Source organism: Bacteroides sp. AM23-12 (assembly GCF_003434395.1).
Taxonomy (GTDB): domain Bacteria; phylum Bacteroidota; class Bacteroidia; order Bacteroidales; family Bacteroidaceae; genus Bacteroides; species Bacteroides thetaiotaomicron.
Genome location: NZ_QTLF01000005.1, coordinates 96,910 through 111,203, shown reverse-complemented (window position 1 = coordinate 111,203; position 14,294 = coordinate 96,910). Strand labels below are relative to the sequence as shown.

General features: G+C 44.3%; 8 protein-coding genes. 5 read left to right on the top strand and 3 right to left on the bottom strand.

Features of this window, described 5'->3' with window-relative positions; genetic code table 11:
* Positions 1 to 5: 5 nt before the first annotated feature.
* Complete coding sequence (locus tag DW640_RS07025) at positions 6 to 1,004, bottom strand: quinone-dependent dihydroorotate dehydrogenase (RefSeq protein WP_117577695.1); 999 nt, start codon at positions 1,002 to 1,004, stop codon at positions 6 to 8.
* Between the two features lie 228 nt (positions 1,005 to 1,232).
* Between DW640_RS07025 and DW640_RS07020 the strand changes: the two genes are divergently transcribed.
* From DW640_RS07020 to DW640_RS07000, 5 genes are all read left to right on the top strand, one after another.
* Positions 1,233 to 3,701: a glycoside hydrolase N-terminal domain-containing protein gene (locus DW640_RS07020; RefSeq protein ID WP_199610278.1), complete on the top strand. Its 2,469-nt coding sequence runs from the start codon at positions 1,233 to 1,235 to the stop codon at positions 3,699 to 3,701.
* Between the two features lie 13 nt (positions 3,702 to 3,714).
* Positions 3,715 to 4,917, top strand: coding sequence for a glycoside hydrolase family 105 protein (locus tag DW640_RS07015; RefSeq protein WP_074855990.1), 1,203 nt, complete (start codon positions 3,715 to 3,717; stop codon positions 4,915 to 4,917).
* Positions 4,918 to 4,953: 36 nt separating this feature from the next.
* Positions 4,954 to 6,417: a glycoside hydrolase family 140 protein gene (locus tag DW640_RS07010; RefSeq protein WP_074855749.1), complete on the top strand. Its 1,464-nt coding sequence runs from the start codon at positions 4,954 to 4,956 to the stop codon at positions 6,415 to 6,417.
* A gap of 29 nt (positions 6,418 to 6,446) precedes the next feature.
* Positions 6,447 to 10,319 (top strand): family 78 glycoside hydrolase catalytic domain, encoded by a 3,873-nt coding sequence (locus DW640_RS07005; RefSeq protein WP_117577691.1) that lies wholly within the window; start codon positions 6,447 to 6,449, stop codon positions 10,317 to 10,319.
* A gap of 175 nt (positions 10,320 to 10,494) precedes the next feature.
* Positions 10,495 to 11,382 carry an SDR family NAD(P)-dependent oxidoreductase gene (locus DW640_RS07000; protein WP_074855753.1) on the top strand — a complete coding sequence of 296 codons (888 nt, stop codon included), beginning with the start codon at positions 10,495 to 10,497 and terminating at the stop codon, positions 11,380 to 11,382.
* On the opposite strand, the gene DW640_RS06995 is transcribed toward DW640_RS07000, so the two are convergent.
* Together DW640_RS06995 and DW640_RS06990 are read right to left on the bottom strand one after the other, a co-directional pair.
* Positions 11,370 to 12,152 carry a patatin-like phospholipase family protein gene (locus DW640_RS06995; protein ID WP_074855756.1) on the bottom strand — a complete coding sequence of 261 codons (783 nt, stop codon included), beginning with the start codon at positions 12,150 to 12,152 and terminating at the stop codon, positions 11,370 to 11,372. The genes DW640_RS07000 and DW640_RS06995 overlap by 13 nt on opposite strands.
* Positions 12,153 to 12,321: 169 nt before the next feature.
* Positions 12,322 to 14,283: a DUF3826 domain-containing protein gene (locus DW640_RS06990; protein WP_074855758.1), complete on the bottom strand. Its 1,962-nt coding sequence runs from the start codon at positions 14,281 to 14,283 to the stop codon at positions 12,322 to 12,324.
* Positions 14,284 to 14,294 lie beyond the last annotated feature (11 nt).

Below are 14,294 nucleotides of genomic sequence, written 5' to 3'. Positions count from 1 at the left end.
ATCGATTAATGTTTAAGTTTCTTCCCTATTTTATGAACAACAGACGGACCAGAATAGATAAATGCCGAATAAATCTGTATCATATCGGCCCCTTGGGAAATCATATCAGCTGTATCCTCTGCTGTCATTATTCCTCCTGCCCCGATAATCAGAAAGTGGTGGTCGGTGTGCCCGGACAGATAACGCACTACCTTCTGCGATTTCTTTCCGATACCCCGACCACTGACGCCACCGTTACCGATCTTTTCCAACCGTTTTGTTTTTGTATGATGCAATTCTGAGCGGTCCATCGTCGGCCCCGTAGCTATAAAGCCTTCTATGGAATATTTATATGCAAGGGAAATGACCAGATCCAATGCCTTCTCATCGATATCCGCCGGGAGCTTAATGAAAATACTGCACCGTTTGTTCACTGCCTGACGAAATGTTGTGAGGTTTTCTAAAACTTTAGCAAATGATTCTTTATCTATACTACCCCAGTTCAGCGTAAAATAATCTACACTTTCATATAAGCGAGTGAAAACCAACTCAAAATCTTTGATGATTTGCTCACCGGCAGAAAGCGGATTCTTATTGATATTTACTCCGAGTCTGTAAGAATGTTTTCTGTATTTTCTGATATGCTCCAGAGCTACATCGACACCGCAATTATTGAACCCTGTACGTGAGATCAGTGATTCGTCTTCTACCAGTCTGAAGATACGGGGAGAAGGATTTCCCGGCTGATAATCAGGAGTTACAGTCCCCACTTCCAGAAATCCGAAACCAAAATCTGCCAACTCATCAAATGTTTCCGCATTTTTATCGAATCCGGCAGACAAGCCTATCCGGTTTTTGAATCGCAGGCTTCCGTATGAAAAAGGTTCGTCCACTTGATAGTGTCCTCTTACGCAGGCACGAACCGGAAGCAGATAACGATAGATTTTTAACCAGTTCAAAAGCATTCGATGTACTTTTTCAGGATCAATGAGAAATAATAACGGTCTAACGATTAAATTATACATTTTCAATTATCTGTTTTTTAGATTAAAGAAATAAATCCACACTCAGGAAATAACTTCTTCCTAGTGCTCTTACGTATACAAAGTAAGACCTTTTTGAGCAGATATTGAAGTTCATTTTTTTTATACCCGATAACTTTTGATTATCCCTGCTTCTTATTGTCTGTATATTGGGTACAAAATTCCTTTTTAATCGTCCTCCTATAAAAGTATAAAAGCGATTAGATGAAAATGAATAAAAAGAGATTAATCGGATATCTGTTTGTAATGGTCTCTGCAGGATGTATTCATGCGCAGGAGAAAAAAGTATCTGCACAGGAATATAAGCTATGGTATGACCGTCCCGCACAGGTATGGACCGAAGCTTTACCCTTGGGAAACGGGCGTCTGGGGGCAATGGTATATGGAACGCCGGGAATAGAACAAATACAACTAAACGAAGAAACCATTTGGGCAGGACGCCCCAACAACAACGCAAACCCGAACGCACTGGAGTATATTCCGAAGGTACGTGAACTTGTTTTTGCCGGAAAATATCTGGAAGCACAAACGCTCGCTACGGAGAAAGTGATGGCAAAAACAAATTCGGGAATGCCTTATCAGAGTTTCGGCGACCTGAGAATTGCCTTCCCCGGACATACCCGCTATTCCGATTATTATCGGGAACTGAGTCTGGACTCGGCACGTGCCATCGTCCGTTATGAAGTAGACGGAGTGCAATATCAACGTGAAACGATCACCTCATTTACCGATCAGGTAGTTATGGTACGACTGACTGCCAACCGTCCGGGACAAATTACCTTCAACGCACAGCTCACCTCCCCTCATCAGGATGTAATGATTAACTCTGAAGAAGGAAACTGCGTAACCCTTTCAGGGGTGTCTTCCTTGCATGAAGGACTGAAGGGAAAAGTAGAATTTCAGGGAAGGCTGACCGCCCGCAACCAAGGAGGAAAAATAGCTTGTACCGATGGCGTCCTCTCTGTAGAAGGAGCTGACGAAGCCACAATCTATGTGTCTATAGCCACCAACTTCAATAATTATCTGGACATCACAGGCAATCAGACAGAACGTGCAAAGAGCTATTTGTCGGAAGCGCTGGTTCATCCATTCGCAGAAGCCAAAAAGAATCACGTCGAATTTTATCGTCAATATCTGACCAGAGTATCTCTGGATTTAGGGGAAGACCAATATAAAAATGTGACAACCGACAAGCGTGTAGAGAATTTTAAGGACACACATGACGCGCATCTGGTTGCCACTTACTTCCAGTTTGGCCGTTATCTGTTAATCTGTTCGTCACAACCGGGTGGACAACCCGCTAACTTGCAGGGTATCTGGAATGATAAACTTTTCCCTTCCTGGGATAGCAAATATACCTGTAATATCAATCTGGAAATGAATTATTGGCCATCAGAAGTGACTAATTTAAGCGACTTGAACGAGCCACTTTTCCGGCTGATAAAAGAGGTGAGCGAAAGCGGAAAGGAAACGGCAAGAATCATGTATGGAGCCAACGGATGGGTATTACATCATAACACGGATATATGGCGTATCACAGGAGCACTGGACAAAGCCCCTTCGGGTATGTGGCCGAGCGGCGGTGCATGGTTGTGCCGTCATCTATGGGAACGATATCTGTACACCGGAGACACAGAGTTCCTGCGTTCCGTTTATCCGATATTGAAAGGATCCGGACTGTTCTTTGACGAGATTATGGTAAAAGAACCTGTACACAACTGGCTGGTAGTCTGCCCGAGCAACTCACCCGAAAATGTACATTCCGGCAGCGATGGCAAAGCAACTACAGCCGCCGGATGCACGATGGACAATCAGTTGATATTCGACCTTTGGACAGCTATTATTTCAGCTTCCCGAATTTTGGATACGGACAAAGAATTTGCCGCTCATCTGGAACAACGCCTCAAAGAAATGGCTCCTATGCAGGTAGGACATTGGGGACAATTGCAGGAATGGATGTTCGACTGGGATGATCCGAACGATGTACACCGCCACGTATCCCATCTATATGGATTATTCCCCAGCAACCAGATTTCCCCTTACCGTACTCCGGAACTATTTGACGCTGCACGCACTTCTCTGATTCATCGTGGAGATCCGTCCACCGGATGGAGCATGGGATGGAAGGTTTGCCTGTGGGCACGCCTCCTTGATGGTGACCATGCCTACAAACTGATAACCGACCAATTGACTTTGGTACGTAACGAAAAGAAAAAAGGAGGCACCTACCCTAACCTATTCGATGCTCACCCACCTTTCCAAATCGACGGAAACTTCGGTTGTTCTGCAGGTATAGCCGAAATGCTGATGCAAAGTTACGATGGCTTTATTTACCTGCTTCCGGCACTTCCGACTCTCTGGAAGGACGGTTCTGTCACAGGTATCATTGCCCGTGGAGGTTTCGAACTTGATTTAAGCTGGAAGAATGGAAAAGTAAATCGCCTGGTCGTGAAATCTCATAAAGGTGGTAACTGCCGTCTACGTTCACTCAACCCGCTGACCGGAAAGGGCTTGAAACGTGCCAAAGGAGAGAACCCGAACCCTCTCTATGCAGTCCCCACGATTCCCCAGCCATTGGTGAATGAAAAAGCCAGCCTGAATAAAGTGGAAATTGCAAGGACTTACTTGTATGACCTGCCTACCAAAGCAGGGCAAGAATATATATTGATTGGAAAATAATAACTCTACCTATATGAACAGAAACTTGTTAAAACTGATTGTTGCTTGCGGAGCTGTCTGCTTCATCGCCTGCACAGCACCTCAGAAAGCAGAAACAGAAAAATGGAGCGAACGTATGGCACGCTCTGAGATGAAACGTTTTCCCGAACCCTGGATGATTGAAAAAGCAAAAGTACCCCGTTGGGGATATACCCACGGACTTGTTGTAAAGTCTATGCTGGAAGAATGGAAACATACCGGAGACAGCACTTACTATGAATATGCCAAAATCTATGCAGACAGTCTGATCGATACGGACGGCCATATTAAAACGATGAAATATCTTTCATTCAACATTGATAACGTCAATGGCGGCAAGATTCTTTTTGATCTTTATGCACAATCAGGAGATGAACGCTATAAAATAGCTATGGATACCCTACGTAAACAGATGGCAGAACAACCCCGCACAAGTGAAGGAGGATTCTGGCATAAGCTAAGATATCCTCATCAGATGTGGCTGGATGGCATCTTCATGGCTTCTCCTTACTTGGTACAGTATGGCAGTACTTTCCAGGAACCGGCACTATACGATGAAGCTGTGAAACAGATTCTTCTGATAGCACGCAAAACTTACGACCCCACCACAGGGCTTTACTATCACGGATGGGATGAAAGCCGTGAGCAGAAATGGGCAAATCCCGAAACCGGTTGTTCTCCTAACTTCTGGAGCCGCAGTATTGGATGGTATGGAGCAGCCTTGGTAGACATACTGGATTATCTACCTCAGGAAACGACCGGACGAGACAGTGTAATGCAGATTCTCCAGAGATTGGCAAAAACTTTAGTGAAATATCAGGATCCTCAGTCAGGCACCTGGTATCAGGTAACAGATCAAGGAGCGCGTGAAGGAAATTACCTGGAATCTTCGGCAACCGCCTTATTTATCTATACACTTGCTAAAGCTGTCAATAAGGGATATATCGGCAAGGACTACATCCAACCTACCCGCAAAGCTTTTGATGGAATGGTCAAGACATTTACCCGTCTTGAAGAAGACGGCAGCTATACCATTACGAATTGTTGTGCGGTAGCCGGACTGGGCGGAGACTCCAAAAGATACCGTGACGGTTCATTCGAATATTATATCAGCGAACCGGTTATAGAGAATGACCCGAAATCAGTAGGATCGTTTATTCTGGCGGCCATCGAATATGAGAAAATGACAGACAAATAAATGTAAAGATATGAACTCCAAAAACGATAAAGTACAATGAGAAAATTTAAGATTCTTCCTCTCTTATTGCTGCTGTTGACATTGGCAACCTCTGCCGCAGCACAAAAGAAAACACAAAAGACGTATATCCCATGGAGCAACGGCAAACTCGTCGTTTCTGAAGAAGGACGTTATCTGAAACACGAAAACGGCATTCCTTTCTTCTGGCTGGGAGAAACCGGCTGGCTGCTGCCTGAACGTCTGAATCGTGACGAAGCCGAATATTATCTGGAACAATGCAAACGCCGCGGATATAACGTGATTCAGGTTCAGACATTGAATAATGTCCCGTCTATGAATATCTACGGACAGTATTCAATGACTGACGGCTACAACTTCAAGAATATCAATCAGAAAGGTGTATATGGTTATTGGGATCATATGGATTACATTATCCGTACCGCAGCAAAGAAAGGTCTTTATATCGGCATGGTCTGCATCTGGGGAAGTCCGGTAAGTCATGGCGAAATGAATGTAGATCAGGCAAAAGCATACGGCAAGTTCCTGGCAGAACGCTATAAAGACGAACCTAACATTATCTGGTTTATCGGTGGGGATATCCGTGGTGATGTGAAGACTGCCGAATGGGAAGCATTGGCAACCTCCATCAAAGCAATCGACAAGAACCATCTGATGACATTCCACCCGCGTGGCAGAACGACTTCTGCCACTTGGTTCAACAATGCACCATGGCTGGATTTCAATATGTTCCAGAGCGGACACCGCCGTTATGGACAACGTTTCGGTGACGGAGATTATCCCATCGAAGAAAATACGGAAGAAGACAACTGGCGTTTTGTAGAACGCAGTATGGCTATGAAACCGATGAAGCCCGTTATAGACGGTGAACCCATCTACGAAGAAATACCGCACGGTCTGCACGATGAGAACGAATTACTTTGGAAAGATTATGATGTACGCCGGTACGCTTACTGGTCTGTATTTGCCGGTTCTTTCGGACATACGTATGGTCATAACTCCATCATGCAGTTTATCAAACCGGGCGTAGGCGGTGCTTATGGTGCTAAAAAGCCCTGGTATGATGCTCTGAATGATCCCGGATACAATCAAATGAAATATCTGAAGAACCTGATGCTGACTTTCCCATTCTTTGAACGAGTACCAGATCAGTCTGTCATCGCCGGACAGAATGGCGAACGTTATGACCGTGCCATCGCAACACGCGGCAATGACTATCTGATGGTATATAACTATACCGGACGTCCGATGGAAGTTGATTTCAGCAAAATCAGCGGTGCCAAGAAGAACGCATGGTGGTACACTACCAAGGATGGTAAACTGGAATATATCGGTGAATTTGACAACGGTGTGCACAAGTTCCAGCACGATAGCGGCTACAGCAGCGGAAACGATCATATCCTGATTGTAGTAGACAGTAGTAAGGACTATGTGAAGAAAGACTGGACAGAACTGCCGGACCGTCAAGGTGCCGGAGTCTAGTTTCCATTCACTCTATCAAATTGACACTCATGAATAAAAAGATACTTATATTATCATTCTTATCTGTTCTGTTTCTTGCAGCAGGTCCGATACGTGCAGCCATAGACGTAACCAACCTGCGGACAGAGCAGCTAAAGAATCCGTCGGGTATCGATACGCGCCAACCCCGACTGGGTTGGCGTATCGAATCGGACGAACAGAATGTGATGCAAACCGCATATCACATTCTTGTTGCATCTTCCCCCGAGCTATTGGCACAAGGGAAAGGAGATATGTGGGATTCCGGAAAAGTAGAAACAGATGCTTCCCAATGGATAACCTACCAGGGAGAAAATTTGAAACGCAATGCTCCCTACTTCTGGAAGGTGAAGGTTTACACCAATAAAGGTGAAAGTGATTGGAGTAGTCCGGCTTTCTGGAGCATGGGACTATTCAATGAAGCAGACTGGCAAGGTCAGTGGATCGGTCTGGACCGTGCAGCTCCGGGGGACAGTGAAACTCAATGGAGCCGCCTGGCAGCCCGTTATCTTCGCAAGGAATTTGCCTTGAAGAAAGAAATAAAGCGTGCCACAGTGCACATCGCCGGAATGGGATTGTACGAACTGTTCATCAACGGACAACGCATAGGTGATCAGGTACTGGCCCCCGCTCCTACCGATTACCGGAAGACAATCTTGTATAACACATACGATGTCACTTCCCAACTTCAGCAAGAGAACGCCATCGGTGTTACTTTAGGCAATGGTCGTTTTTATACCATGCGTCAGAATTACAAACCATACAAGATTCCGACCTTCGGATATCCCAAACTACGCCTGAATCTGATCGTTGAATATGCTGATGGCAGTAAGGAGACAATCGCGACGAATACTTCATGGAAACTGACAACCGAAGGTCCTGTCCGCAGCAATAACGAATATGACGGCGAAGAATATGACGCCCGCAAAGAACTGGGAAACTGGACGCAGACAGGTTATGACGATACAAAATGGATGCCGGCAGAACGCGTCAGTATTCCTTCGGGTACACTTCGTGCTCAAATGATGCCGGAGATGAAAGTAACGGAAACGCTGAAACCTGTTTCTATCCAAAAAATGGGTGACAAATACATTATGGATACCGGTCAGAATCTGGCAGGATGGGTACGTTTCCGTATCAAAGGTCAGGCAGGCGACAGCATTCGTCTTCATTTTGCAGAGCGTCTGGAATCAGATGGAGAAATCTTCACGAAAAATCTGCGCGACGCACATTGCACCGATATATATGTAGTTAGCGGACGTGAACCGCAAGGTGCCACCTGGGCTCCCCGTTTTGTGTATCATGGTTTCCGTTATGTGGAAATCAGCGGATATCCGGATGCCAAAACCGAGGATTTCGTAGTGGAAGTCGTAGAAGATGAGATGGATCATACAGGCTCTTTTTCCTGTTCGAACGAAACATTGAACCAAGTTATACGTAATGCATTCTGGGGGATTCGGAGTAACTATAAAGGTATGCCGGTAGACTGTCCCCAGCGTAACGAACGTCAGCCCTGGTTGGGAGATCATGCAATGGGCTCTTGGGGAGAAAGTCTGTTCTTCGACAATCATGCCATGTACAACAAATGGACACGTGACATCCGCGAAGCACAGCGCGAAGATGGCTGTATTCCTGATGTAGCTCCGGCTTACTGGAACTATTATTCGGATAATGTCACATGGCCTGCTACCCTGCCCCTAGTCTGTGATATGCTCTTCACCAATTATGGAGACATACGTCCGATAGAAGATAATTATCCGGCTATCAAGAAATGGGTATCGCACATCCGTGAGTATTATATGACAAAGGACTACATCATCACCAAAGATAAATATGGAGACTGGTGCGTTCCACCTGAATCGTTGGAAATGATTCACAGTCAAGATCCTGCCCGCAAAACAGATGGTGCCTTGATCGCTACCGCCTATTACCTGAAAGTGTTGCAACTGATGCATCGCTTCGCCAGTCTTCAGGGATTGACTGCGGATGCCAAAGAGTGGGAAGACCTGGAACATAAAATGAAGGATGCATTCAATGCACATTTCCTGCATATAAAGGAAGGTACTTCACTTGTACCCGGTCATACTTTATATCCGGATAGTGTTTTCTACGGGAATAATACTGTAACAGCTAATATTCTGCCACTTGCCTTCGGTCTCGTGCCTAAAGCGCATATCAAAGAAGTAGCAAAGAATGCAGTAACCACCATTATTACAACGAACAAAGGGCATATCAGTACCGGAGTAATCGGTACGCAATGGCTGATGCGTGAATTGACTCGTCGGGGCCATGCAGATATAGCTTATCTGTTGGCTACCAATGATACATATCCTTCGTGGGGGTATATGGCGGCACAAGGTGCCACCACTATTTGGGAACTTTGGAACGGTGACACGGCAAATCCCGGAATGAACAGCGGAAACCATGTTATGTTATTAGGAGACTTACTTCCCTGGTGTTTCAACAATCTGGCAGGTATCCGTGCCGACCGTTGGAAATCCGGTTACAAACATATTGTTTTCCAGCCTGCTTTCGAAATTCAGGAATTGAGTAACGTGGATGCTTCTTATATGAGTATCTACGGAAAGATTACCAGCCGATGGAAAAAGACTCCTATGCATCTGGAATGGGATATCGTACTTCCTGCCAATACTACAGGAGAAGTGCATCTGCCAGATGGACGAAAAGAAAAAATAGGTTCCGGAAAATATCATTTCAGCGTAGATATACCGACACGGAATGCTGCCATCATCAGCGATGAATTTCTATATGAGAAAGCTTCTTTCTCGGAATGCCACGGGGCAACCATTGTAGAACTGAAAAACGGTGACCTCGTTGCTTCTTTCTTCGGTGGAACCAAAGAACGTAATCCGGATTGCTGCATCTGGGTTTGCCGCAAGCCCAAAGGTGCCAAAGAATGGACGGCTCCCAAGCTGGCTGCCGACGGAATTTTTTCACTCAAAGATTCGCAGGCTGCTTTAGCCGGCATAGATTCGACCTGCACTCCTGTAGTGGATGCCAAAGGAAAACTGACTGCCCGCCGGAAAGCTTGCTGGAATCCTGTACTTTTTCAGATACCGGGAGGAGATTTAATTCTGTTCTACAAAATAGGACTAAATGTAGGCGACTGGACCGGCTGGCTGGTTCGTTCAAAAGACGGTGGAAAAACTTGGAGCAAACGTGAAGCCTTGCCGGAAGGATTTCTAGGTCCTATCAAGAACAAACCGGAATACATCAACGGTCGCATCATCTGCCCGTCAAGCAGAGAGGGCAAAGGGGGATGGCGCATTCATTTTGAATATTCGGATGATAAAGGCAAAACCTGGAAAACGACAGAGTCGGTACCTGCCGAACTGTCTGTCCCGACTCAGAACCGTAAGAAAGATGGTATTAACGTAGATGATCAGGAAGCGGGAGAAGCTATTCAGGGAAAAGGGGCACAACCGATTTTTGCTATCCAACCCAGTATCCTAAAGCATAAGGATGGAAGATTGCAGGTACTTTGCCGTACACGCAATGCAAAGATTGCAACATCATGGAGCAGCGACAATGGTGAAACATGGAGTAAAGTGATATTAAGCAATGTTCCGAACAACAATTCTGGAACAGATGCCGTGACAATGAGTGACGGACGTCACATTCTCATTTACAATCATTTCTCCACATTGCCAGGTACACCGAAAGGTCCCCGTACTCCTCTCTGCGTAGCCATATCAGAAGATGGAATCAACTGGAAACCTATTCTCACATTAGAAGACAGCCCTATCAGCCAATATTCTTATCCAAGCATTATTCAGGGAAAAGATGGAAAGTTACATGCAATCTATACCTGGCGTCGCCAACGAATCAAGTATACAGAGATAGATCTCTCAAAGCTTAAGTAGTAGCTGAATAAAAGAAAAACAGATTCTCTGTTATCATTATACCGCACTGACAATTATCGTATCAGTGCGGTATTTTATTGTTTACAGGTTTATCAATACTCCTTATTGCTGTATAAATTGCATAGACCACATAAATATATTATTTTTGTTCCTCAGATTTAAATGTAAAACAATCATGGCAGATAATTATATAGAAAGACAACAAGAGCAATACGAGGCCAGAAAAGCAGCTTGGAAACAGGCACAGAAATATGGGAAAAAGAAAACGGCTACCAGCAGTCAAGTCAAAACAGAGGTAGCAGGTGAAATTGTTTCAAAACCGGACAGCCTGAAAAAAAAGGTATTCGTGACAGGCGGAGCAGAAGGCATAGGGAAAGCAATAGTAGAAGCTTTCTGTAAAGACGGACATCAAGTAGCCTTCTGTGACATTAATGCTGTGTCCGGTCAACAAACAGCAAGAGATACCGGAGCCATATTTCATTCTGTTGACGTTAGTGATAAAGAAGCACTCGAAAGCTGTATGCAACAGATATTGGATGAATGGAAGGACATTGACATCCTCATCAACAATGTCGGTATCAGCAAATTTTCTTCCATTACAGAAACAAGCGTCAAAGATTTCGACAAGATTCTTTCCGTCAATCTTCGTCCTGTATTTATTACTTCACGGTTACTTGCCATTCATCGTAAGACACAGTCTGATTCTAACCCTTATGGAAGGATCATTAATATCTGCTCAACACGTTATTTGATGAGTGAACCGGGAAGTGAAGGTTATGCAGCTTCTAAAGGTGGTATCTATTCTCTGACTCATGCATTAGCTTTATCATTATCCGAATGGAATATCACAGTAAACTCCATTGCTCCGGGGTGGATACAAACACAAAATTATGATCAACTCCAACCAGAAGACCATTCTCAGCACCCTTCCCAACGAGTGGGCAAACCGGAAGATATTGCCCGTATGTGTTTATTTCTCTGCCGGGATGAGAATGATTTTATCAACGGTGAGAATATAACCATTGACGGAGGTATGACGAAAAAAATGATTTATACGGAATAAAGTTCTGTATTCAACGCATCCCGGGTAATCTCTATTCCCGTCTCCACAATAGAAGCTGCATGATGGAACTCCAGCATATCATAAGCATTGCCGGACATCTGAATTAAGATATCCGGCTGACAACGTTCTATCTGATAACGGGTAATTTGCTGCATCATCATTCTTGAAGATTCTGTCAACAAGTTATAAGGACTCATTTTCTTTTTCTTACCGCAATCAATCGAAGCATTGACATCGACTGCTATCAGAATATCCCCTTCCGTACGATGCACCTGATTCAGCGGAAGGGGATTCAGTATTCCTCCGTCAATCAGAACCATACCATCTTTCCGTAAAGGCCGGAAGAGCATCGGTATAGAAATAGTAGCACGGATAGCATCATACAAATTACCGCTATCGAACCTCACTTCCTGATCGCAAACAATATCAGTGGCCATTGCTACGTATGGTATAGGCAAATCTTCAATATTCATAATGGGAATAATCTGCTTCAGTTCTTTGATAAAACGATCCCCCTTCACCAAGCCGTCCCGACTTAATGTCAGATCCGCCAGTTCCCACATCTTACGTTTATCCCAGCTATAGAGCCATTCTTTACATTCCTCCAGCTTACCTGAAGCATACATTGCGCCTACCATCGCTCCCATCGAGCTTCCGGCAATAGAAGTTATCTCGAAATTATGACGTAACAATTCTTCAATGACTCCAATATGCGCAATACCACGTGCGCCACCCATAGAAAGGACTAATGCTACTTTTTGCTTATCCATATAATATACGTTTTTATTAGCTGTCCACAATATAACACATTTTCCGCAATAAAAGATGTCCGACCAGTCTATTATTCTACAAGCAAATGAAGCAAAAAGCAGCAATCCTCTCTATGTCAGAGGTATTGCTGCTTATAGTATGCATTAATAAAAAAGTATCTTTGATTCTCTATTTCCCCTCCTTTGCTTTTTCCGCCTTTCGCTTTTCTGCATAGTCTTTATACATTTGGCGCCAGTTACGGCCATGTTCATAGAAATACAGTTCGATCTTTGTTTTATAAGCTTTAAAGATAGCAGATATCTGTTTCATGCTTTTGTAATCAACAGCTTGTTCGCGAGCCAGTTTCAGCTGTTCAAGTATAAAGGCTGTTTCTTCCTCCGTCATATCAGGAACAATCTCCTGATACCCTTTCATGGTAAATGCTACCTTACCAACTGTATATTTATCTAAAATCTGATCAACTTGTTCCTCCGTCAGTACTCTGCGCAGCCCTTTCATCAGTCTTTCATGAACTTCCTTGGGCATAGCTGAGTCTGCTATTATCTCACGTTCGAGCTGAGTTAACGGTTTGCCCGTTGTAGGATTGATGCCCGCAGGTATTGTCGTATATGGATGATCATTATGCCAGTCTCGAACCTGGCGAAGATGATTATAAATAGTCGTCACGGCAAAACCTGATTTCTTCTCATCATCCAGATTGAGTAAAGCTACCCACTCCATTGCTTTCTTTTCAAGAGAAGCATCCGATTTCAATTTGGCAAAAGCCTTCTTATCAAAATAAGCAGCCACCTTGTCGAATGAACGAATTGCATTTTCCGGTAGTAGCTCCCCTTTCTCTCCAAAGCTGTACATGGCAGACTCCGGTTCGATAGTTACTTTACTCTCATCCAACATCTTTTTATCTAAATCGAAGACTTCGGCAAAGAAATCATAGACTGCATTTCTTTTATTCGGACCGAAATCATGTTTTTCTTTGGGAAGATGAACGTTCGTCACATTGGTTTTCGTATCATAGAATCCATAGATACGCTGCAAATACGGAAATTCAAGTGCAGGAACACTTGCTGTCCAGTCCCCGCCATCAGAAACCACTAATTGCGGACGAGGAGCGAATGTTGCAGCCAGTTCAGCATTACAAGTACCTCCTGCTGATAGCTGAATAGGCATACCACTTTCACAAGGACAACCGCCATCGAAATGAGAAGCCAGACTAACCACCGGGGCAGAAGCAGTAAAACGCCCATCCAACGTTGTCAGTAGTACAGTATGCGTTCCACCACCAGAACCACCATTGGCACCAATACGCTTGGTATCGATATCTTTACGGGAAGCAAGCATATAATCGAGAATCAACAATCCATTCATTGCCTGAATAGTATGTGCCGCACTACTGCGATGCGCTGCACTCCCCACCTGGAGAATCGATTCTCCCCAGCCAAACAAATCATAATCGACACAAACAGCTCCCATACGAGCTAATGTGCCCATACGCTGCTGCTGATCTTCCCGATAACGACCTCCACCAAAATGTCCGTTCGGACAAATAATCAGAGCGTGTTTCCCTTTCGATTGAGGCGTATAAACAGATCCGCAAACATACAGCCCCGGTAGAGTTTCAAGTGCAAAATTCTGCACAGTATAGCCATCAAACTTCCGTATTTTCGATAGAATGGGGGTTGAGTTTACACATTGGGCCAATAAAGTATCAATTCCCAAACGTTGACGTACCTCTTTTCTCAATGAATCGGCACGAAGTTCAAAAGCCTGCTTATCTGCATAAAGCGTATTGAGATAAGCCAGCATCTTTTCTCCGTCAGCATCTGTACGACGAGGATATTCATAAGCCTTCAACTTATATAGATTACCGCTCTGTCTGACAAATTTGTAATCGAATGGTGACAACACATTCGTCAAAGATTCTTCTACAGAATAAGGGCGGATACGGAAATCAGCATAAGGTAAAATCTTTCCTACCGTATCAATATCATATTTCAGACGGATTCCGAAACGATTTTGAATATCTGCCAATACTTCATTCAAGGGACGGGCAAATTCCGTCTCGTATGTCTGCGTCTGTGCTTCTGCCGAAAGAGATGCAGCGAGAAGCAATGAGAAAAGGATTCGTTTCATTTTCTTATATT